Genomic DNA, 21,554 nt, shown 5'->3' on the forward strand with positions numbered 1-21,554 from the left:
AACACGGTCAGATCGGAAAGACGCAAAAGCCGTCATCCATGACATGCTCGGCCCGCGCGATTACGCACCTCATCCCTGAGATGCGCCCGTTGCCGGGCCAACGCTTTGCGTTGTTCAAAAACGCTCCCGGCGTTTTTGTCCCTGGCACGGGACGCTTTCCTCTTCTGACCGTGTTTCCTGCGCGTTGAACTTATTCGTTGCGGCCAGCTTCACCCATATGCAGGCTTATCAACTGGCTGAGCGGAGATCCCTCTCCGCCATCCATCAAATCTTACTTCTTCAGCTGTGAGCTGAATTCGCGCTCGGTATAACCGGTGTAGAGCTGACGCGGACGGGCAATCTTCATGCCTTCGTCGTGCATCTCTTTCCAGTGGGCAATCCAGCCAACCGTACGGGCCATCGCGAAGATCACCGTAAACATGGACGAAGGAATACCCATCGCTTTCAGAATGATACCGGAGTAGAAGTCCACGTTTGGATAGAGTTTACGCTCGATGAAGTACGGGTCGTTCAGCGCAATGTGTTCCAGCTCCATCGCCACTTCCAGCAGATCATCCTTCATACCCAGCTCATTCAATACTTCATGGCAGGTATCGCGCATCACGGTTGCACGTGGGTCATAGTTTTTATAAACGCGGTGACCAAAGCCCATCAGACGGAAGGAGTCATTCTTGTCTTTGGCGCGTTTAACAAATTCCGGGATGTGCTCAACGGTGCTGATCTCTTCCAGCATACGCAGGGTCGCTTCGTTGGCACCGCCGTGCGCCGGTCCCCACAGAGAGGCGATCCCTGCGGCGATACAGGCAAACGGGTTCGCGCCGCTTGAACCGGCGGTACGTACGGTAGAGGTTGAGGCGTTCTGCTCATGGTCAGCATGCAAAATCAGGATACGGTCCATGGCGCGTTCCAGCACCGGGTTCACTTTGTACTCTTCGCACGGCGTGGCGAACATCATGTGCAGGAAGTTACCGGCGTAAGAGAGGTCATTGCGCGGATAAACAAACGGCTGGCCGATTGAATATTTGTAACACATCGCTGCCATGGTCGGCATCTTAGAGAGCAGACGGAATGCCGCGATTTCGCGGTGGCGCTCAATGTTTACATCCAGTGAATCGTGGTAAAACGCAGCCAGTGCACCGGTCACACCGCACATTACCGCCATCGGATGTGAGTCACGACGGAAGCCATGGAACAGGCGGGTAATCTGCTCATGAATCATGGTGTGACGGGTAACGGTGGTACGGAACTCATCAAACTGTTTCTGATCTGGCGCTTCACCGTTCAGCAGGATATAGCAGACTTCCAGATAGTTAGAGTGGGTCGCCAGCTGAGAAATCGGGAAACCACGGTGCAGCAGGATGCCTTCATCACCATCAATAAAGGTGATGGCAGATTCGCAGGACGCCGTAGATGTAAAACCGGGATCGAAGGTGAACAGGCCACTTGAACCCAGAGCGCGGACATCAACCACATCCTGGCCCAGCGTACCTTTCAGTACGTCCAGTTCAATAGATGTTCCATCTTGCAGGGTTAGCGTTACTTTTTTATCTGTCATTTTCGTCTCCATAGCGCCTTATGTAGGTAAGGATCTTTAGACACCTGAAACGCGTTCATGTTGCGGTTGGCAAAACTACACAGTATCACTCTGCGGGTATAAAGCGGGTGCAGGGTACAGAGTGAGCGGCGCGTTCCCAGCGGGAACCGGTGAGCCATGGACATGCTGCATATCGCGGTTGTTAAAGATCCGGTCAGGACATAACTTCTTGGTAACCAATAACCTGATGCTTTTTAAAGCTCATATTCGCAATGTTACATAACTTGCGCTTAGGGGAAAGTGTATCCCCATAACTTTTGTGCATCATAGGAATTTACAGGCTTAGTTTGTAACTGAATTGTTGAACTATTGTCAAATCAGATAATTAAAATTGTATCAATTGTGAAAATCGTGAGTAGGATCACTGTTCCACCTAAAATATACCAAAGAGTTTGTAGGGGAATTGTAATCAGAATGTGATCCTCCTATACTCCTGGCAGGTCTCCGGAACACCCTGACACCAGGAGCCACCCAGCGTTTACTACCGCGTCAATTAACACTGGATGTTGCTTTTTTGGTGACGGTTAAGTCTGCCACACGTTGTGATTAGACTCCGCCTCAGGTCCGGAGGAAGCAAAATAAAAAAGAGCTGTGTGGGCAAAACCGTGAAAAAACAAAGACCTGTCAACTTGGATCTCTCGACGATCCGGTTTCCCGTTACTGCAATATCGTCCATTCTTCACCGCGTCTCCGGCGTAATCACCCTGGTTGCCATTGGCATCCTGCTGTGGCTGCTCGGTCTCTCTCTCTCTTCTCCTGAAGGTTTCCAGCACGCTGCATCCATCATGGATGGCTTCTTCGCGAAGTTCATTATGTGGGGCATCTTAACCGCGCTGGCCTATCACGCGGTGAGCGGGATTCGTCATATGTTGATGGATTTTGGTTATCTGGCTGAAACGCTGGAAGTGGGCAAGCGTTCTGCTCATATGACTTTTGTGATCACTGTCGTGCTGGCAATTCTGGCGGGAGTTCTCGTATGGTAAGCAATGCATCCGCATTGGGTCGCAACGGCATTCAGGACTGGCTGCTGCTGCGGGCAACTGCAATTCTCATTACGCTCTACATCGTCTACATCCTCGGTTTCGTTGTGATGACAGACACGCTGACTTATGACCTGTGGCGTGGCTTCTTCGCTTCGGCATTCACTAAAGTGTTCACGCTGCTGACGCTGTTCTCCATTCTGATTCACGGCTGGATCGGCATGTGGCAGGTGTTAACAGACTACGTTAAATCACTGCCAGCGCGCCTGTTGTTGCAGTTTGTGATTGTCGTGGCGCTGCTGTGGTATGCGATTTATGGATTTGTTGTGGTGTGGGGTGTGTAAATGAGTTTGCCAATCAGAGAGTTTGATGCCGTGGTGATCGGCGCAGGTGGCGCAGGAATGCGGGCCGCACTGCAAATCTCCCAGGCCGGCCAGAGCTGTGCCCTGTTGTCGAAAGTTTTCCCGACCCGTTCCCACACCGTATCTGCGCAGGGCGGTATTACCGTTGCGCTGGGTAATACCCATGAAGATAACTGGGAATGGCATATGTACGACACCGTCAAAGGTTCCGACTACATCGGTGACCAGGACGCGATTGAATATATGTGTAAAACCGGCCCGGAAGCGATTCTGGAACTGGAGCACATGGGCCTGCCGTTCTCGCGTCTGGAAGATGGTCGTGTCTATCAGCGTCCGTTTGGTGGTCAGTCGAAGAACTTCGGCGGCGAGCAGGCGGCACGTACCGCTGCTGCTGCAGACCGTACAGGCCACGCCCTGTTGCATACCCTTTATCAGCAGAACCTGAAAAACAAAACCACCATCTTCTCTGAGTGGTATGCATTGGATCTGGTGAAAAACGCCGATGGCGCGGTAGTCGGTTGTACCGCTATCTGTATCGAAACCGGCGAAACCGTTTATTTCAAAGCGAAAGCGACCATTCTGGCCACCGGCGGCGCGGGCCGTATCTATCAGTCCACCACCAATGCACATATCAACACCGGCGACGGCGTGGGTATGGCACTGCGTGCGGGCGTGCCGGTGCAGGATATGGAGATGTGGCAGTTCCACCCAACCGGTATCGCCGGTGCGGGCGTGCTGGTCACCGAGGGCTGCCGTGGTGAAGGCGGCTATCTGCTGAACAAACATGGCGAACGCTTCATGGAGCGTTATGCGCCAAACGCTAAAGATCTGGCGGGCCGCGACGTGGTTGCGCGCTCAATGATGATTGAAATCCGTGAAGGTCGCGGCTGTGATGGCCCATGGGGTCCACATCTTAAGCTGAAACTGGATCACCTGGGTAAAGAGGTGCTTGAGTCACGTCTGCCTGGCATTCTCGAGCTGTCACGCACCTTTGCTCACGCCGATCCGATCAAAGAACCTATCCCGGTCATTCCGACCTGCCACTATATGATGGGCGGTATTCCGACCAAAGTGACCGGTCAGGCACTGCGTGTGAATGAGCAGGGTGAAGATGTAGTGATTCCTGGCCTGTTCGCTGTCGGCGAAATTGCCTGCGTATCGGTACACGGCGCCAACCGTCTGGGCGGCAACTCACTGCTCGACCTGGTGGTCTTTGGCCGCGCTGCGGGCCTGCACCTGCTGGAGAGCATTCAGGAGCAGGGCGAACTGCGTGACGCCACGGAAGATGAAATTGCCGTGGCGATGGCGCGCTTCAACCGCTGGGAAAACAACACCACCGGTGAAGATCCGGTTGAGATTCGTAAAGCGTTGCAACGCTGCATGCAGAACAACTTCTCTGTATTCCGCGAAGGCGACGCGATGGCGCAGGGTCTGGAAGAGCTGAAAGAGATTCGCCAGCGTCTGAAATCAGCGCGTCTGGATGACCGCTCACCGGATTTCAACACCCAGCGTATTGAGTGTCTGGAGCTGGATAACCTGATGGAGACCGCCTTTGCCACGGCGGTAGCGGCTAACTATCGCACCGAGAGCCGCGGTGCGCACAGTCGCTTCGACTTCCCGGATCGTGATGATGAAAACTGGCTGTGCCACAGTCTTTATGTCCCGGAAACCGAAAGCATGACGCGCCGTGAGGTGAACATGCAGCCGAAACTGCGCGCGGCGTTCCCGCCGAAAGTGCGTACCTACTAATTTCGGAGACGATCATGAGACTCGAGTTTTCAATTTATCGCTACAATCCGGACGTCGATGACAAGCCGCGCATGCATGATTACACCCTGGAATCGGAAGATGGTCGCGACATGATGCTGCTGGACGCGCTGATTCGCCTGAAAGAGAAAGATCCGACGCTGGCGTTTCGTCGCTCCTGTCGTGAAGGCGTCTGCGGCTCTGATGGCCTCAACATGAACGGTAAAAACGGACTGGCCTGCATTACGCCGGTCTCGGCCTTGGGCAACGGCAAACAGAAAATCGTTATCCGTCCATTGCCAGGTTTACCGGTTGTGCGTGACCTGGTCGTAGACATGAGCCAGTTTTATGCGCAGTATGAGAAAATTAAGCCTTTCCTGTTGAATAATGGGGAAAATCCGCCAGCACGTGAGCATCTGCAGTCACCGGATGAGCGCGAGCACCTGGATGGCCTGTACGAGTGTATTCTCTGTGCCTGCTGCTCAACCTCATGCCCATCATTCTGGTGGAATCCTGAGAAGTTCATCGGTCCTGCCGGCCTGCTTGCGGCATACCGTTTCCTGATTGACAGCCGCGACACTGAAACGGATGCGCGTCTCGACAATCTGAATGACGCTTTCAGCGTATTCCGCTGCCATAGCATCATGAACTGTGTGAGTGTCTGTCCGAAAGGGCTGAACCCGACGCGCGCCATCGGCCATATCAAGTCGATGCTGCTGCAGCGCGGCGCATAAGTCGTTTCTGCCGGGAACCTCAGGTTCCCGGTGTTTTAACGGAAGCCTCTGTAAGCGCGGTGATGACCACGTTTACAAAGGTTCCCTTACGGGCCACGCGCGCTGCGCAAAGTGCTCGTATCGCTGAACTCACTACGGCAAACCGCGAAAGCGGCAACAAATGAAACCTCAAAAAAGCATAGCAATGCTTAAGGGATCACAATGCAGAACAGCGCGATGAAGCCCTGGCTGGACTCTTCCTGGCTGGCCGGCGCGAATCAGTCTTACATAGAGCAGCTCTATGAGGATTTCCTGACCGATCCTGACTCTGTCGATGCAGTGTGGCGCTCGATGTTCCAACAGTTACCGGGCACCGGAATGAAACCTGAGCAGTTTCACTCCACCACACGTGAGTACTTCCGTCGCCTGGCGAAAGACGCATCTCGTTACACCTCATCTGTCTCCGATCCGGAAACCAACTCCAAGCAAGTGAAAGTGCTGCAGCTGATCAACGCGTTTCGTTTTCGCGGTCATCAGCACGCCAATCTCGATCCGCTTGGCCTGTGGAAACAGGATCGGGTCGCCGATCTTGATCCCGCTTTTCATGACCTGACCGAGGCCGATTTTCAGGAAAGCTTTAACGTAGGCTCTTTTGCCATCGGTAAAGAGACCATGAAGCTGGCCGATCTCTTCGACGCGCTGACGCAGACGTACTGTGGCTCAATCGGTGCGGAATATATGCACATCAACAACACGGATGAGAAGCGCTGGATCCAGCAGCGTCTTGAGTCTGTGGCGGGCCGTGCAGCGTTCAGCAACGAAGAGAAAAAAGGTTTCCTGAAAGAGCTGACCGCGGCAGAAGGACTGGAAAAATATCTCGGGGCGAAATTCCCGGGTGCCAAACGCTTCTCGCTGGAAGGCGGCGATGCGCTGGTGCCCATGCTGCGCGAAATGATCCGTCACGCCGGCAAGAGCGGCACCCGTGAAGTCGTGCTGGGCATGGCGCACCGTGGTCGTCTCAATGTGCTGATCAACGTGCTGGGTAAAAAGCCACAGGATCTGTTCGACGAGTTCGCCGGTAAGCATAAAGAGCATCTTGGCACCGGTGACGTGAAGTACCACATGGGCTTCTCTTCTGACGTAGAAACCGAAGGCGGCCTGGTTCACCTGGCGCTGGCGTTTAACCCGTCACACCTGGAGATCGTCAGCCCGGTCGTTATGGGTTCCGTACGTGCCCGTCTGGATCGTCTGGATGAGCCTGCGAGCAACAAAGTCCTGCCGATCACCATTCATGGTGACGCGGCGGTGATTGGCCAGGGCGTGGTTCAGGAAACCCTGAACATGTCACAGGCACGCGGTTATGAAGTGGGCGGTACTGTTCGCATCGTCATCAACAACCAGGTTGGTTTTACGACGTCCAACCCGAAAGATGCGCGTTCAACCCCTTACTGCACCGATATCGGCAAAATGGTGCTGGCACCGATTTTCCACGTCAACGCGGATGACCCGGAAGCAGTCGCTTTTGTGACCCGTCTGGCGCTCGACTATCGCAACACCTTTAAGCGTGATGTGTTTATCGATCTGGTCTGCTATCGCCGTCATGGTCACAACGAGGCCGATGAGCCAAGTGCGACTCAGCCGCTGATGTACCAGAAAATCAAAAAGCACCCGACGCCGCGTAAAATTTACGCCGACCGTCTGGAAGGTGAAGCCGTTGCCACGCAGGAAGATGCGACCGAAATGGTCAATCTTTACCGTGATGCGCTGGATGCGGGCGAGTGCGTAGTACCAGAATGGCGTCCGATGAGCCTGCACTCCTTTACCTGGTCACCTTACCTGAACCATGAGTGGGATGAGCCTTACCCGGCCCAGGTCGACATGAAACGTCTGAAGGAACTGGCGCTGCGTATCAGCCAGGTACCTGAAGAGGTTGAGGTGCAGTCGCGTGTTGCCAAGATTTATAACGACCGTCGTCTGATGGCTGAAGGCGAGAAAGCCTTTGACTGGGGCGGCGCGGAAAACCTGGCCTACGCCACGCTGGTTGATGAAGGCATTCCGGTGCGTCTGTCGGGTGAAGATACCGGTCGCGGCACCTTCTTCCACCGTCACGCGGTGGTTCATAACCAGGCAAACGGCTCAACCTATACCCCTCTGCACCATGTGCACAGCGGTCAGGGCCAGTTCAAAGTCTGGGACTCCGTGCTGTCAGAAGAGGCGGTACTGGCCTTTGAATATGGCTACGCCACTGCTGAGCCACGCATCCTGACCATCTGGGAAGCGCAGTTTGGTGACTTCGCCAACGGTGCACAGGTTGTTATCGACCAGTTCATCAGCTCCGGTGAGCAGAAATGGGGCCGTATGTGTGGCCTGGTCATGCTGCTGCCGCACGGCTATGAAGGTCAGGGGCCAGAGCACTCGTCTGCGCGTCTGGAGCGTTATCTGCAACTCTGCGCTGAGCAGAACATGCAGGTCTGCGTACCGTCAACGCCTGCGCAGGTTTACCATATGCTGCGTCGTCAGGCGCTGCGCGGTATGCGCCGTCCGCTGATTGTGATGTCGCCGAAATCGCTGCTGCGTCATCCGCTGGCGATCTCCACGCTGGATGAACTGGCTAACGGCAGCTTCCAGCCGGCGATTGGCGAAGTGGATAATCTGGATGCGCAGGGCGTGAAACGCGTCGTGCTGTGCTCCGGTAAAGTCTATTACGACCTGCTTGAGCAGCGTCGTAAAAATGAGCAGACCGATGTGGCGATTGTCCGTATCGAGCAGCTCTATCCGTTCCCGCATCACGCGGTTCAGGAAGCATTAAAAGCGTATTCTCACGTACAGGATTTTGTCTGGTGTCAGGAAGAGCCGCTGAATCAGGGCGCCTGGTACTGCAGCCAGCATCATTTCCGTGAAGTTGTGCCGTTTGGTGCGACCTTACGTTATGCAGGCCGCCCGGCCTCCGCCTCACCGGCCGTGGGTTACATGTCCGTACACCAACAACAGCAGCAAGACCTGGTTAATGACGCGCTGAACGTTAATTAATTAAAAGGAAAGATAATGAGTAGCGTAGATATTCTCGTTCCCGACCTGCCTGAATCGGTTGCCGATGCCTCCGTGGCAACCTGGCACAAAAAACCAGGCGATGCAGTGACTCGCGATGAAGTGCTGGTCGAAATCGAAACCGACAAAGTGGTGCTGGAAGTGCCAGCCTCTGCTGACGGTATTCTGGAAGCGGTTCTGGAAGAAGAGGGCGCCACCGTCACTTCACGCCAGATTCTGGGTCGTCTGAAAGAGGGCAACAGCGCCGGTAAAGAGACCAGCGCGAAGTCTGAAAGCAAAGAGTCTACCCCGGCTCAGCGTCAGACTGCGTCACTGGAAGAAGAGAGCAACGATGCGCTCAGCCCGGCCATCCGCCGTCTGATTGCCGAGCACAACCTTGATGCTTCGCAGATCAAAGGCAGCGGTGTGGGCGGACGTCTGACCCGTGAAGATGTTGAAAAACATCTGGCCAACAAACCGCAGACCGGCAAAGCCGCCGCACCTGCGGCAGAAACTGCAGCCGTGCAGCAGCCTGTGGCGAATCGCAGCGAAAAACGCGTGCCGATGACCCGTCTGCGTAAGCGTGTTGCCGAGCGTCTGCTGGAAGCGAAAAACAGCACTGCGATGCTGACCACCTTCAACGAAATCAACATGAAGCCCATCATGGATCTGCGCAAGCAGTATGGTGAGGCCTTCGAGAAGCGTCACGGTGTCCGTCTGGGCTTTATGTCCTTCTACATCAAAGCGGTTGTTGAAGCACTGAAACGTTACCCGGAAGTGAATGCCTCCATCGATGGCGAAGATGTGGTTTACCACAACTACTTCGACGTCAGCATCGCGGTCTCTACGCCACGCGGTCTGGTGACACCGGTTCTGCGTGACGTTGATGCGCTGAGCATGGCGGACATTGAGAAGAAAATCAAAGAGCTGGCAGTGAAAGGCCGTGACGGCAAGCTGACAGTAGACGATCTGACCGGCGGTAACTTCACCATTACTAATGGCGGCGTCTTTGGTTCCCTGATGTCCACCCCGATCATCAACCCACCGCAGAGCGCCATCCTGGGCATGCACGCTATCAAAGATCGCCCGATGGCGGTCAATGGTCAGGTTGTGGTGCTGCCAATGATGTACCTGGCGCTCTCCTATGACCACCGTCTGATCGATGGCCGTGAATCAGTGGGTTATCTGGTTGCAGTGAAAGAGATGCTGGAAGATCCGGCGCGTCTGCTGCTGGATGTCTGATTTTCACCGGGCGCGCCTCGCGCGCCCAACCTCAATACTCTTTTCAGACCTGAATGGATAGAACATCATGAACTTACACGAATACCAGGCGAAACAACTGTTTGCACGGTATGGCATGCCGGCACCAACGGGTTACGCCTGTACTACACCACGTGAAGCGGAAGAAGCAGCCTCTAAAATTGGCGCAGGCCCGTGGGTAGTTAAATGTCAGGTTCATGCCGGTGGCCGCGGTAAAGCGGGCGGTGTGAAAGTGGTTAACAGCAAAGAAGAGATCCGCGCATTTGCTGAAAACTGGCTGGGCAAACGTCTGGTGACCTATCAGACAGACGCAAACGGCCAGCCGGTAAACCAGATTCTGGTTGAAGCGGCAACCGACATCGATCAGGAGCTCTACCTGGGCGCTGTGGTCGATCGCGCAACGCGTCGCGTGATTTTCATGGCCTCAACCGAAGGTGGCGTGGAAATTGAAAAAGTGGCGGAAGAGACCCCGCACCTGATCCACAAAATGGCGCTGGATCCACTGACCGGTCCGCAGCCTTATCAGGGCCGCGAGCTGGCATTCAAACTGGGCCTGACCGGTAAGCTGGTTGGTCAGTTCACCAAGATCTTCATGGGTCTGGCAACGCTGTTCCTGGAGCGCGATCTGGCGATGGTTGAGATCAACCCGCTGGTCATCACTAAGCAGGGCGATCTGATCTGCCTGGATGGCAAACTGGGCGCCGATGGCAATGCCCTGTTCCGCCAGCCAGAGCTGCGCGAAATGCGCGATCCAAGCCAGGAAGACCCACGTGAAGCGCATGCGACACAGTGGGAACTGAACTATGTTGCGCTGGAAGGCAACATCGGTTGTATGGTTAACGGCGCAGGTCTGGCGATGGGCACCATGGACATCGTTAAGCACCACGGCGGTCAGCCAGCCAACTTCCTTGATGTCGGCGGCGGCGCAACTAAAGAGCGCGTGACCGAAGCCTTCAAAATCATCCTGTCTGACGATGCGGTTAAAGCCGTCTTCGTTAACATCTTCGGCGGTATCGTACGCTGTGACCTGATTGCCGACGGCATCATCGGCGCAGTCGCTGAAGTGGGTGTTAACGTGCCAGTGGTGGTACGTCTGGAAGGTAACAACGCCGAGCTGGGCGCACAGAAACTGGCGGACAGCGGTCTGAACATCATTGCAGCAACCAGCCTGACAGACGCCGCACAGCGTGTTGTTGCTGCCGCGGAGGGTAAATAATGTCCATTCTGATCGACAAAAACACCAAAGTCATTTGCCAGGGTTTCACCGGTGGCCAGGGGACTTTCCATTCTGAGCAGGCGCTGGCTTACGGTACTCAGCTGGTTGGCGGCGTGACGCCAGGCAAAGGCGGCACGACGCATCTCGGCCTGCCGGTGTTCAACACCGTACGCGAAGCGGTAGAAGCGACCGGCGCAACTGCCACCGTGATCTACGTTCCGGCACCTTTCTGTAAAGATGGCATCCTGGAAGCGATCGAAGCGGGCATCAAGCTGATCATCACCATCACCGAAGGTATCCCGACGCTGGATATGCTGACTGTGAAAGTGAAGCTGGATGAAGCGGGCGTGCGGATGATCGGTCCAAACTGTCCGGGCGTAATCACCCCAGGTGAATGTAAGATCGGCATCATGCCAGGCCACATTCACCAGCCGGGCCGTGTCGGTATCGTATCCCGTTCAGGCACCCTGACCTATGAAGCAGTTAAGCAGACCACTGACATCGGCTACGGCCAGTCAACCTGCGTCGGCATCGGTGGTGACCCGATCCCTGGCTCTAACTTCATCGACATCCTGAAAATGTTCCAGGATGATCCACAGACTGAAGCGATCGTGATGATCGGTGAAATCGGTGGCAGCGCAGAAGAAGAAGCCGCAGCCTTCATCAAAGAGCACGTGACCAAGCCGGTTGTAGGCTACATTGCTGGCGTCACCGCGCCGAAAGGCAAGCGCATGGGCCATGCGGGCGCCATCATTGCCGGTGGTAAAGGTACAGCAGATGAGAAATTTGCTGCACTGGAAGCCGCAGGCGTGAAAACCGTTCGCAGCCTGGCTGACATCGGTGACGCAGTTAAAGCCGTATTACCGGCAAAATAAGTCGTCGTCATCTGAGACTAAGCCACCTCCGGGTGGCTTTTTTTATGCCGGTAACACACAGACATCACCCAGACATCTAAAGAAAAGAGGGCGTGGTCAGATAACCACGCAGGTATTAGTTACGTTAATAAAAAGTGGCAAAGGTAAACTATTTTTCCACGCCTTATTTCATTAATGACATCTCATTAACAAGAAACCCACCTGGCTCTATCTGGAAACTTATTGCGTTAATCCAGATCAATTAATCGCGATTTATATCCAACTATATCGCTGGCAAAGCGCAACGCTAAGAGCGTAAATTGCGCTGCATCAATCCAGCCTTTTACACAAATTTTCAAACGTCTGCTCAGCCCGGGATGACACCCGCTTTCCTCCTGTTAAAGCACGCGTTAATGAAAGCGCGGATTGACAATTTTCAGAGCTGCTTTATTCGCTACTCGCCTGTTCGGGCAGCTCACAAATCTGTTCTGCTGGTCATAAAAAAACTGGAATCAATAAACAGTCGTTCCTGACTCTGATTACGTTCGTTCTGATCGCGCGCGTGACGGAGACAAAGCGAGGAGCAAGGAGTCCTTATGTTAGATATCGTCGAACTGTCGCGGTTACAGTTTGCCTTAACAGCGATGTACCATTTTCTGTTCGTCCCTTTAACGCTGGGTATGGCGTTTTTGCTGGCGATCATGGAGACGGTCTATGTCCTGAGCGGTAAACAAATTTATAAAGATATGACGAAGTTCTGGGGCAAGTTATTTGGTATTAACTTTGCGCTGGGTGTCGCCACCGGCCTGACCATGGAATTTCAGTTCGGGACAAACTGGTCATATTACTCTCACTACGTCGGCGATATCTTCGGCGCGCCGCTCGCCATTGAGGGTCTGATGGCGTTCTTCCTGGAATCGACCTTTGTCGGCCTGTTCTTTTTTGGCTGGGATCGGCTGGGTAAAGTGCAGCACATGGCGGTGACCTGGCTGGTGGCGCTGGGCTCGAACATGTCCGCGCTGTGGATTCTGGTTGCTAACGGCTGGATGCAGAACCCCATCGCCTCTGAATTCAACTTCGAAACCATGCGCATGGAGATGGTCAGCTTCTCAGAGCTGGTACTGAACCCGGTGGCGCAGGTGAAATTCGTTCACACCGTTGCGGCCGGTTACACCACCGGTGCGATGTTCATTCTGGGCATCAGCGCGTGGTACATGCTGAAAGGGCGCGACCTTGCTTTTGCTAAACGCTCGTTCGCTATTGCGGCCAGCTTTGGCATGGCGGCGGTCCTCTCCGTCATTCTGCTGGGCGATGAGTCAGGCTATGAAATGGGCGACGTGCAGAAAACCAAGCTGGCCGCTATCGAAGCGGAGTGGGAAACCCAGCCGGCACCAGCCTCATTTACGCTGTTTGGCCTGCCCGATCAGGCAACGCAGGAGAACCGGTATGCCGTGCAGATCCCGTGGCTGCTGGGCCTGATCGCGACCCGATCCATCGATAAGCCGGTCACCGGCCTGAAAGATCTGATGGCTCAGCATGAAGTGCGCATCCGCAACGGCATGAAAGCCTACACGTTGCTGAATGAACTGCGCAGCGGCAGTCAGGATCCCGCAGTACGTGACGCGTTCAACAGTCACAAGCAGGATCTCGGTTATGGTCTGCTGCTGAAGCGCTATACCGACAATGTGGCGGATGCGACCGAAGCGCAGATCAAACAGGCGACGCAGGACTCTATCCCGCGCGTAGCGCCGCTCTATTTCGCATTCCGCATTATGGTGCTGTGTGGCGTACTGCTGCTGGCCATTATCACGCTCTCTTTCTGGAGCGTAATACGCAATCGCGTGGGCAAAAATCGCTGGTTACTGAAAGCGGCGCTGTTTGGTATTCCGTTACCCTGGATTGCCGTCGAGTCAGGCTGGTTCGTAGCCGAGTATGGTCGTCAGCCCTGGGCTATCGGTGAAATCCTGCCGACCGCAGTGGCCAACTCCTCGCTGACTGTTGGCGATCTGCTGTTCTCAATGATCCTGATCTGCGGACTTTACACGCTGTTCCTGGTGGCAGAGATGTACCTGATGTTCAAATTCGCCCGCCTTGGGCCGAGCAGCCTGAAAACCGGGCGATATCACCATGAGCAGATTACGGCAACTACTCAGCCGGTTCAGGGATAAGGAGAGCGACCATGTTTGATTATGAAGTTCTGCGCTTTGTCTGGTGGCTGCTGATTGGCGTGCTGCTGATTGGCTTTGCTGTCGCAGATGGTTTTGATATGGGCGTCGGCATGCTGACACGCATTCTGGGCCGCACCGATACTGAACGTCGCATCATGATTAACAGTATCGCCCCGCACTGGGACGGTAACCAGGTCTGGCTGATCACCGCGGGTGGCGCGTTATTTGCTGCCTGGCCAATGGTCTACGCGGCGGCCTTCTCCGGCTTCTATGTGGCGATGATTCTGGTGCTCGCATCACTCTTCTTCCGTCCGGTCGGTTTCGATTACCGCTCGAAGATTGAAGATAACCGCTGGCGCGGTGCCTGGGACTGGGGCATTTTCATTGGGAGCTTCGTGCCACCGCTGGTGATTGGCGTGGCCTTTGGCAACCTGTTGCAGGGCGTGCCGTTCCATGCCGATGCGTATCTGCGCCTGTTCTATACCGGCAACTTCTTCCAGCTGCTGAATCCGTTTGGCCTGCTGGCGGGTGTGGTCAGTGTGGCGATGATTCTGGCACAGGGCGCAACCTACCTGCAGATGCGCACCACTGGCGAACTGCATCTGCGTTCGCGTACCGCTGCACAACTTGCCGCGCTGGTGATGATGGTCTGCTTCATCCTGGCGGGTGTCTGGGTGAAATACGGTATCGAGGGTTATGTGGTGACCAGCACAATGGATCACTTCGCCGCCTCAAACCCACTGGGAAAAACTGTCGTGCGCGAAGCGGGTGCCTGGATGGTTAACTTCCAGAACCATCCTGTACTGTGGCTGTTCCCGCTGCTTGGTTCGGTGCTGCCGCTGCTTACCGTACTCTGCTCGCGGGTTGAAAAGGGTGCCTGGGCGTTCCTGTTCTCATCACTGACGCTGGCCTGCGTCATCATGACTGCCGGCATTGCGATGTTTCCGTTCATCATGCCATCCAGCACCGTACCTGGGACCAGCCTGACCATGTGGGACGCCACGTCCAGTCTGCTGACGTTGCAAACCATGACCGTGGCCGCCGCTATCTTTGTCCCAATCATTCTGATTTACACCACCTGGTGCTACTGGAAGATGTTTGGCCGTATTACCAAAGAGCAGATTGAAAGCAACAGTCACTCACTCTATTAATAAAGGAGATGTCGCATGTGGTATTTTGCCTGGATTCTCGGCACGTTGCTGGCCTGTGCCTTTGGTATCGTGACCGCGCTGGCGATTGAACACGTTGAAGCGCAGGATGAGACTCACTGATGCGCACGCCAGTTCGGATGCTCTATGATCTGATGGATAAGGGCCCGTTACGGGCCCTTTCACTGCTGCTGGCGCTGCTGACGGCGGGCGGCGTGATGTGGGATCCGACCCGTTTTGCCAATCAGGCGGGCCAGCTTCCTGCTCTGCAGGGGCTGGTGCTGATCTGGGCGGTCTGCTGCGGCGTAATTCACGGTGTGGGTTTCCGACCACGGAAAACCCGATGGCAGGCGCTGTTTACGCCGTTACCGGCTCTGCTGGCGTTAGTGATTGCGCTTTACCGTTTTTATCTTTAATCCCCCACCTTACCCGCGCTGTCAGTGAATATTTGTCAGCATCTGGTCAATAAATCTCTCTGAAATCGTTCCGTTTGTTACGGAGCGATAATTATTTTCGCCTGGCTCTGGCGACCCATTCCCAACCCCAATTCTCTTGCGTATAGTAGCAACGTTTAAAACGAGGCCGGGATGTAGAGTGAGTACAACGCTGTTTCGCTGGCCGGTTCGGGTCTACTACGAAGATACTGATGCCGGTGGTGTGGTTTATCACGCCAGCTATATCGCTTTTTATGAACGAGCACGTACCGAAATGTTGCGACAGCACCATTTCAATCAGCAGACGCTGTTAGAACAGCAGATCGCTTTTGTGGTACGGCGCATATCGGTGGACTATCTGGCGGCGGCGCGTCTTGATGACCTTCTGGAGATCCAGAGTGAGGTCACCTCAATGACACGGGCAACCATGACGTTCACGCAGCGTATCGTGAATACTGAAGGCAAAGTGCTCAATGAGGCAGAAGTCCTGATTGCCTGCATTAACCCACATCTGATGAAGCCGATTGCGCTTCCCAAGTCTATTGTCGCGGAGTTCAAGCAGTGACTGACATGAACATTCTTGATTTGTTCCTGAAGGCGAGCCTTCTGGTCAAACTTATCATGTTGATTTTGATCGGCTTTTCTATTGCCTCCTGGGCCATCATTATTCAGCGCACACGTATTCTGAATGCGGCGGGAAGAGAAGCGGAGGCGTTTGAAGACAAATTCTGGTCCGGTATCGAACTCTCGCGCCTGTATCAGGAGAGCCAGGAGCGCCGGGAAGAACTGGGCGGCTCGGAGCAGATTTTCTATTCCGGCTTCAAAGAATTTGCCCGCCTGCATCGCGCCAATAATCATGCGCCGGAAGCGGTCATTGACGGGGCGAGTCGTGCTATGCGCATCTCAATGAACCGTGAGCTGGAAGCACTGGAAAACCACATTCCATTCCTCGGCACCGTCGGCTCTATCAGTCCTTACATCGGGCTGTTCGGTACCGTCTGGGGAATTATGCACGCCTTTATCGCGCTGGGCGCGGTGAAGCAGGCGACGCTGCAGATGGTGGCACCGGGTATCGCTGAAGCACTGATTGCGACCGCTATCGGTCTGTTTGCCGCGATTCCGGCGGTTATGGCGTACAACCGTCTGAACCAGCGCGTGAACAAACTGGAGCAGGGCTACGACAACTTTATGGAAGAGTTCACTGCCATCCTGCATCGCCAGGCTTTCTCCAGCGATAGCGCTAAGTAAATAGAGGTTAATGATGGCCAGAGTACGTGGTCGCAAAAGCCGCGACCTGAAGTCGGAAATCAACATCGTTCCGCTACTGGACGTCCTGCTGGTGCTGTTGCTGATCTTCATGGCAACGGCACCCATTATTACCCAGAGCGTGGAAGTGGATCTGCCTGATGCGACCGACTCTAAAACGGTTTCCAGCGATGATAATCCGCCGGTAATTGTTGAAGTCGCGGGCGTGGGGCAGTACAGCCTGGTCGTGGATCACGACCGCATGGACCAACTCCCGCCTGAGCAGGTGATCAGCGAAGCGCAGCGTCGACTGGAAGCGAATCCTAAGACGGTCTTTTTGATCGGGGGCGCGAAAGAGGTGCCTTACGATGAAATTATTAAAGCGCTCAACCTGCTGCACCAGGCGGGTGTTAAATCTGTCGGTTTGATGACGCAGCCGATTTAAAATCGAACCGTTTTTTGGGAACCGAGTGTGTCGAAGGCAACCGAGCAAAACGAGAAGTTAAAGCGCGCGATAATCATTTCGGTGATTCTGCATATCGTGCTGATCGCGCTGCTGATTTGGAGCTCGTTTAATGAGCACGTTGACCCCAGCAGTGCGGGTGGCGGAGGCAGCGATATCGATGCAGTGATGGTCGATCCGGGTGCCGTCGTGAGTCAATACAATCGTCAGCAGAACCAGCAGAGCGACAGCCAGCGGGCTGAGCAGCAGCGTAAAAAGCAGGCGCAGCAGCAGGCTGAAGAGCTGCAACAGAAACAGGCTGCTGAACAGCAGCGTTTGAAAGCGCTGGAGAAAGAGCGTTTAGCCGCGCAGGAAACCGCGAAAGAAGAGGCTAAACAGCAGGCTGAGCAGCAGAAAGCGGCTATCGATGCTGCTAAACAGGCTCAGGAGCAACAAAAAACCGCTGAAGCGGCGGCAGCCAAAGCGAAAGCGGATGCGAAAGCCCAGGCGGATGCACAGGCAAAAGCCGCCGCCGAGCAGGCGAAGCAGGCCGCAGCCGACGCAAAGAAGCAGGCTGATCAGCAGGCGAAAGCCGCCGCGGCGGCCGCCGCAAAAGAGAAAGCTGTTGCGGAAGCCAAAGCAAAGTCTGAAGCGGATGCAAAAGCGGCAGCCGAAGCCAAAGTGAAAGCGGCGGCGGAGGCAAAAGCTAAAGCGGCCGAAGAGGCGAAAGAAAAAGCCGCTGAAGCCAAAGAAAAAGCAGCTGAGGCAGCGAAAGAGAAAGCTGCAGAAGCGGCGAAAGAGAAAGCTGAGGCCGCTAAAGAAGCGGCTAAAGAGAAGGCAGAAGCGGCTGCAAAGGCGAAAGCCGATGCTGCGGCAAAAGCCAAAGCCGATGCGGCAGCCAAAGCAAAAGCGGATGCTGCTGCTAAGGCCAAAGCAGATGCGAAAGCGAAAGCCGCAGCGGATGCCGCCAATGGCAGCGATGTCGATGATTTACTGGGCGGACTCGCTTCCGGCAAAAATGCACCGAAAAGCGGCACTTCCGGTGGCGCAGCAGGGCAGGGAAACCAGAAGAAAGCGGGCGCATCAGGCGCGGAAATCAACTCCTATATGGGGCAGGTTGTCAGTGCGATTCAGAGCCGATTCTACGATGCCGATCTGTATCGCGGAAAAACCTGTGATTTGCGGATTAAACTTGCGCCTGATGGCTTGTTAATCGATGTTAAGTCAGAGGGTGGCGATCCTGCGCTCTGTCAGGCCGCGATTGCTGCCGCTAAACAGGCACGCATTCCGAAGCCGCCTTCGCAGGCGGTCTACGAAGTGTTTAAAAACGCCCCAATGCGTTTTAAACCGCAATAATGCAGTAACGGGCGGCAAGTTGTTCTATGTTTAGCTTGCCGTACTTAAGTTGTACTCGTGGTTTCCAGGAACAGTGCCAATTATCGTGGACTGAGGTTCAGATAAGGGAGATAAAATGAAGCAAGCTCTTCGCGTTACGTTAGGCTTTTTTATCCTGCTGTGGGCAGCCATGCTGCATGCAGAAGTTCGAATTGAGATCACCCAGGGTGTCAACACTGCGCGCCCGATTGGCGTGGTGCCGTTTAAATGGGCGGGTGCGGGTGCTGCGCCGGAAGATGTCGGCGGCATCGTAGCGGCTGACCTGCGTAACAGTGGCAAATTTAATCCACTGGACCGCTCGCGTCTGCCACAGCAGCCTGCCAGCGCGCAGGAAGTTCAGCCTGCCGCCTGGAGCGCGCTCGGCATTGATGCCGTTGTCGTCGGTCAGGTCGCTTCTAACCCGGATGGCAGCTATCAGGTTTCTTACCAGCTGGTTGATACCGGCGGTGCGCCAGGTACCGTACTGGCACAGAACTCGTATAAAGTGACTAAACAGTGGCTGCGTTATGCTGCCCACACGGCCAGTGATGAGACGTTCCAGAAGCTGACCGGCATTAAAGGTGCTTTCCGTACCCGCATCGCCTATGTCGTGCAGACCAATGGCGGTCAGTTCCCGTATGAGCTGCGCGTGGCTGACTACGATGGTTACAACCAGTTCGTGGTACATCGTTCACCACAGCCACTGATGTCGCCAGCCTGGTCTCCGGATGGCAGCAAAGTTGCCTACGTGACCTTTGAAAGCGGCAAATCTGCGCTGGTGGTTCAGACGCTGTCTAACGGTGCTATCCGTCAGGTCGCCTCTTATCCACGTCATAACGGTGCACCTGCGTTTTCGCCAGATGGCTCTAAGCTCGCTTTCGCGCTCTCTAAAACCGGCAGCCTGAACCTCTATGTGATGGATCTGGCGTCAGGTCAGACGCGTCAGGTGACAGATGGTCGCTATAACAGCACTGAACCGACCTGGTTCCCGGACAGCCAGACGCTGGCTTATACCTCGGATCAGGCGGGTGCCCCTCAGATCTATAAAGTTGGTCTGAATGGCGGCACGCCACAGCGTATTACCTGGGAAGGTGGTCAGAACCAGGATGCGGATGTCGCAACAGATGGTAAATCTATGGTGATGATTAGCACCAGCGGTGGTGCTCAACACGTCGCCAAACAGGATCTGGAAACGGGAGCCGTTCAAACGTTAACGGACACGTTCCTGGATGAAACGCCGAGCCTGGCACCAAACGGCACAATGGTAATCTATAGCTCTACTCAGGGGATGGGTTCCGTGCTGCAGTTGGTTTCAACCGACGGTCGTTTCAAAGCGCGTCTTCCGGCAACTGATGGACAGGTCAAATTTCCTGCCTGGTCGCCGTATCTGTAATGTCTGACAGTTCAGACATCGCAAACAATAAACAATAATGGGATTTTTGAAATGCAACTGAACAAAGTGCTGAAGGGTTTGATGCTGGCTCTGCCGGTTCTGGCAGTAGCGGCTTGTAGCTCACACAAAAACAACAACAATGACCAGACTGGCATGGGCGCTGATGGCGCTTACGGTGCTAACTCTGGCATGAACGGTAACGGCGGCAACATGTCTTCTGACGAGCAGGCTCGTCTGCAGATGCAGCAGCTGCAGCAGAACAACATCGTGTACTTCGGCCTGGACAAGTATGACGTTCAGTCTGATTACGCACAGATGCTGGATCAGCACGCGACCTTCCTGCGCAGCAACCCATCATACAAAGTGACCATCGAAGGTCATGCGGATGAGCGCGGTACGCCAGAATACAACATCGCCCTGGGCGAACGTCGTGCTAACGCCGTTAAAATGTACCTGCAGGGTAAAGGCGTGTCGGCTGATCAGATGTCTATCGTTTCTTACGGTAAAGAGAAGCCAGCCGTTCTGGGTCATGACGAAGCAGCGTATTCTAAAAACCGTCGTGCCGTACTGGTCTACTAAGAGAATCACATGGTTAGTAACTTCAGACGTCATCTGTTGAGTCTGTCGTTACTGATTGGCGTAGCGGCCCCCTGGGCCGCTAATGCCCAAGCGTCAATCAGTAGCGTTGGCTCCGGCTCGGTCGAAGACCGTGTCACCACTCTTGAACGAATCTCTAATGCCCAGGCACAGCTGATGCAGCAACTGCAGCAGCAGATGAGCGATAACCAGCGTGATATCGATGCGCTGCGTGGGCAAATCCAGCAAAACTCGTATCAGTTGAATCAGGTGGTTGAGCGGCAGAAGCAGCTTTACCAGCAGATTGACAGCCTGAGCAGCGCCAGCAGCAGCGGCGGGCAACAGGCTGCCGGCAGCGATGCCGCAGCAGATACCGGCGCAGCAGCCACCGCAGGCGCGGCAGCATCCACGGAGAGCGCACCTGCGCAGACCGGTGACGCTAACAGCGATTACAATGCGGCTGTGGCGCTGATTCTGGAGAAGAAACAGTATGACCAGGCGATCAGTGCGCTTCAGGCGTGGGTAAAACGTTACCCGGATTCGACCTATCAGCCGAATGCGAATTACTGGCTGGGTCAGCTGAACTACAACAAAGGCAAAAAGGACGACGCGGCGTATTATTACGCTACGGTGGTGAAGAACTATCCGAAGTCGCCGAAAGCTGCAGAAGCGTTGCTGAAAGTGGGTGTCATCATGCAGGAGAAGAAAGACACGGCGAAAGCCAAAGCGGTCTTCCAGCAGGTGATCAAACTTTATCCAGACACCGAATCTGCTAAACAGGCGCAGAAACGTCTGGCAAGCCTGTAATTTGTCCGGTTCAGACCAGATATCGTGTGATTTCTGGTCTTGCCGTATGAAAGGTAAGCAACTGAAGCATTTAGCAGAAATAAGAGTTGCGCTACCCCGCTAAATCAGTAATATATGCCGCCGTTGCCGGGACACATTGCAAAGTGTCTGGTAAGCCTGAAGATGGGTCGTTAGCTCAGTTGGTAGAGCAGTTGACTTTTAATCAATTGGTCGCA

20 protein-coding genes are annotated in these 21,554 nt (G+C 54.7%); 19 read left to right on the plus strand and 1 reads right to left on the minus strand.

Translation table 11 applies throughout. The features are described 5' to 3' along the window. Nucleotides 1-271: 271 nt before the first annotated feature. Nucleotides 272-1,555 carry a citrate synthase gene (locus IBT54_RS23450; protein ID WP_033731874.1) on the minus strand — a complete coding sequence of 428 codons (1,284 nt, stop codon included), beginning with the start codon at nt 1,553-1,555 and terminating at the stop codon, nt 272-274. A gap of 632 nt (nt 1,556-2,187) precedes the next feature. On the opposite strand from IBT54_RS23450, the gene sdhC reads away from it, so the two are divergent. From sdhC to cpoB, 19 genes are all read left to right on the plus strand, one after another. Further along, nucleotides 2,188-2,577, plus strand: coding sequence for a succinate dehydrogenase cytochrome b556 subunit (gene sdhC, locus IBT54_RS23455; protein ID WP_033782341.1), 390 nt, complete (start codon nt 2,188-2,190; stop codon nt 2,575-2,577). Further along, the gene (gene sdhD / locus IBT54_RS23460) at nt 2,571-2,918 is read left to right on the plus strand and encodes a succinate dehydrogenase membrane anchor subunit (protein ID WP_095707549.1); all 348 of its coding nucleotides are present in this window, start codon (nt 2,571-2,573) and stop codon (nt 2,916-2,918) included. The genes sdhC and sdhD overlap by 7 nt, the downstream gene beginning before the upstream one ends. After that, nucleotides 2,919-4,685 carry a succinate dehydrogenase flavoprotein subunit gene (gene sdhA / locus IBT54_RS23465; RefSeq protein ID WP_095707548.1) on the plus strand — a complete coding sequence of 589 codons (1,767 nt, stop codon included), beginning with the start codon at nt 2,919-2,921 and terminating at the stop codon, nt 4,683-4,685. It abuts the gene before it with no gap. Nucleotides 4,686-4,699: 14 nt separating this feature from the next. Next, nucleotides 4,700-5,416, plus strand: coding sequence for a succinate dehydrogenase iron-sulfur subunit (locus tag IBT54_RS23470; protein ID WP_201253206.1), 717 nt, complete (start codon nt 4,700-4,702; stop codon nt 5,414-5,416). Nucleotides 5,417-5,617: 201 nt separating this feature from the next. After that, nucleotides 5,618-8,425 carry a 2-oxoglutarate dehydrogenase E1 component gene (gene sucA, locus IBT54_RS23475; protein ID WP_033731875.1) on the plus strand — a complete coding sequence of 936 codons (2,808 nt, stop codon included), beginning with the start codon at nt 5,618-5,620 and terminating at the stop codon, nt 8,423-8,425. Between the two features lie 15 nt (nt 8,426-8,440). Then, on the plus strand, nt 8,441-9,664 hold the full coding sequence (gene odhB, locus IBT54_RS23480; protein WP_013357146.1) for a 2-oxoglutarate dehydrogenase complex dihydrolipoyllysine-residue succinyltransferase: 1,224 nt from the start codon (nt 8,441-8,443) through the stop codon (nt 9,662-9,664). Between the two features lie 67 nt (nt 9,665-9,731). Next, nucleotides 9,732-10,898, plus strand: coding sequence for an ADP-forming succinate--CoA ligase subunit beta (gene sucC / locus IBT54_RS23485; protein ID WP_003853151.1), 1,167 nt, complete (start codon nt 9,732-9,734; stop codon nt 10,896-10,898). Then, nucleotides 10,898-11,773 (plus strand): succinate--CoA ligase subunit alpha, encoded by an 876-nt coding sequence (gene sucD, locus IBT54_RS23490; protein ID WP_013357147.1) that lies wholly within the window; start codon nt 10,898-10,900, stop codon nt 11,771-11,773. The genes sucC and sucD overlap by 1 nt, the downstream gene beginning before the upstream one ends. Nucleotides 11,774-12,348: 575 nt before the next feature. After that, nucleotides 12,349-13,920 (plus strand): cytochrome ubiquinol oxidase subunit I, encoded by a 1,572-nt coding sequence (cydA, locus tag IBT54_RS23495; RefSeq protein WP_013357148.1) that lies wholly within the window; start codon nt 12,349-12,351, stop codon nt 13,918-13,920. 11 nt (nt 13,921-13,931) lie between these two features. Next, on the plus strand, nt 13,932-15,071 hold the full coding sequence (gene cydB, locus IBT54_RS23500) for a cytochrome d ubiquinol oxidase subunit II (RefSeq protein WP_013357149.1): 1,140 nt from the start codon (nt 13,932-13,934) through the stop codon (nt 15,069-15,071). 15 nt (nt 15,072-15,086) lie between these two features. After that, a complete protein-coding gene (cydX, locus tag IBT54_RS23505) occupies nt 15,087-15,191 on the plus strand; it encodes a cytochrome bd-I oxidase subunit CydX (protein ID WP_013357150.1) in 105 nt (34 codons plus the stop codon). After that, nucleotides 15,191-15,484 carry a cyd operon protein YbgE gene (ybgE, locus tag IBT54_RS23510; protein WP_013357151.1) on the plus strand — a complete coding sequence of 98 codons (294 nt, stop codon included), beginning with the start codon at nt 15,191-15,193 and terminating at the stop codon, nt 15,482-15,484. Before cydX ends, ybgE begins: the two co-directional genes overlap by 1 nt. Nucleotides 15,485-15,662: 178 nt before the next feature. Then, nucleotides 15,663-16,067 carry a tol-pal system-associated acyl-CoA thioesterase gene (gene ybgC / locus IBT54_RS23515; protein ID WP_010260759.1) on the plus strand — a complete coding sequence of 135 codons (405 nt, stop codon included), beginning with the start codon at nt 15,663-15,665 and terminating at the stop codon, nt 16,065-16,067. Then, nucleotides 16,064-16,750 (plus strand): Tol-Pal system protein TolQ, encoded by a 687-nt coding sequence (tolQ, locus tag IBT54_RS23520; RefSeq protein WP_003853142.1) that lies wholly within the window; start codon nt 16,064-16,066, stop codon nt 16,748-16,750. Before ybgC ends, tolQ begins: the two co-directional genes overlap by 4 nt. A gap of 13 nt (nt 16,751-16,763) precedes the next feature. After that, nucleotides 16,764-17,192 (plus strand): colicin uptake protein TolR, encoded by a 429-nt coding sequence (gene tolR / locus IBT54_RS23525; protein ID WP_013357153.1) that lies wholly within the window; start codon nt 16,764-16,766, stop codon nt 17,190-17,192. A 27-nt stretch (nt 17,193-17,219) separates the two neighbouring features. Then, on the plus strand, nt 17,220-18,545 hold the full coding sequence (tolA, locus tag IBT54_RS23530) for a cell envelope integrity protein TolA (protein WP_013357154.1): 1,326 nt from the start codon (nt 17,220-17,222) through the stop codon (nt 18,543-18,545). 115 nt (nt 18,546-18,660) lie between these two features. Then, entirely contained in the window at nt 18,661-19,956 is a 1,296-nt protein-coding gene (tolB, locus tag IBT54_RS23535; protein ID WP_013357155.1) for a Tol-Pal system beta propeller repeat protein TolB, read from the plus strand. Between the two features lie 51 nt (nt 19,957-20,007). Further along, nucleotides 20,008-20,535: a peptidoglycan-associated lipoprotein Pal gene (gene pal / locus IBT54_RS23540; protein ID WP_003853135.1), complete on the plus strand. Its 528-nt coding sequence runs from the start codon at nt 20,008-20,010 to the stop codon at nt 20,533-20,535. A gap of 9 nt (nt 20,536-20,544) precedes the next feature. Beyond that, nucleotides 20,545-21,339, plus strand: coding sequence for a cell division protein CpoB (gene cpoB, locus IBT54_RS23545; RefSeq protein ID WP_033782347.1), 795 nt, complete (start codon nt 20,545-20,547; stop codon nt 21,337-21,339). Nucleotides 21,340-21,554 lie beyond the last annotated feature (215 nt).

The organism is Pantoea sp. S62 (assembly GCF_016658625.1).
Classification (GTDB): Bacteria; Pseudomonadota; Gammaproteobacteria; order Enterobacterales; family Enterobacteriaceae; genus Pantoea; species Pantoea vagans.

Excerpts from the sequence above, each read along its gene's own strand:
- IBT54_RS23450 (WP_033731874.1), bottom strand. The coding sequence starts at position 1,555 with ATGACAGATAAAAAAGTAACGCTAACCCTGCAAGATGGAACATCTATT.
- sdhD (WP_095707549.1), top strand. The coding sequence starts at position 2,571 with ATGGTAAGCAATGCATCCGCATTGGGTCGCAACGGCATTCAGGACTGG.
- sdhA (WP_095707548.1), top strand. The coding sequence starts at position 2,919 with ATGAGTTTGCCAATCAGAGAGTTTGATGCCGTGGTGATCGGCGCAGGT.
- IBT54_RS23470 (WP_201253206.1), top strand. The coding sequence starts at position 4,700 with ATGAGACTCGAGTTTTCAATTTATCGCTACAATCCGGACGTCGATGAC.
- sucA (WP_033731875.1), top strand. The coding sequence starts at position 5,618 with ATGCAGAACAGCGCGATGAAGCCCTGGCTGGACTCTTCCTGGCTGGCC.
- odhB (WP_013357146.1), top strand. The coding sequence starts at position 8,441 with ATGAGTAGCGTAGATATTCTCGTTCCCGACCTGCCTGAATCGGTTGCC.
- sucC (WP_003853151.1), top strand. The coding sequence starts at position 9,732 with ATGAACTTACACGAATACCAGGCGAAACAACTGTTTGCACGGTATGGC.
- sucD (WP_013357147.1), top strand. The coding sequence starts at position 10,898 with ATGTCCATTCTGATCGACAAAAACACCAAAGTCATTTGCCAGGGTTTC.
- cydA (WP_013357148.1), top strand. The coding sequence starts at position 12,349 with ATGTTAGATATCGTCGAACTGTCGCGGTTACAGTTTGCCTTAACAGCG.
- cydB (WP_013357149.1), top strand. The coding sequence starts at position 13,932 with ATGTTTGATTATGAAGTTCTGCGCTTTGTCTGGTGGCTGCTGATTGGC.
- cydX (WP_013357150.1), top strand. The coding sequence starts at position 15,087 with ATGTGGTATTTTGCCTGGATTCTCGGCACGTTGCTGGCCTGTGCCTTT.
- ybgE (WP_013357151.1), top strand. The coding sequence starts at position 15,191 with ATGCGCACGCCAGTTCGGATGCTCTATGATCTGATGGATAAGGGCCCG.
- tolR (WP_013357153.1), top strand. The coding sequence starts at position 16,764 with ATGGCCAGAGTACGTGGTCGCAAAAGCCGCGACCTGAAGTCGGAAATC.
- tolB (WP_013357155.1), top strand. The coding sequence starts at position 18,661 with ATGAAGCAAGCTCTTCGCGTTACGTTAGGCTTTTTTATCCTGCTGTGG.
- pal (WP_003853135.1), top strand. The coding sequence starts at position 20,008 with ATGCAACTGAACAAAGTGCTGAAGGGTTTGATGCTGGCTCTGCCGGTT.
- cpoB (WP_033782347.1), top strand. The coding sequence starts at position 20,545 with ATGGTTAGTAACTTCAGACGTCATCTGTTGAGTCTGTCGTTACTGATT.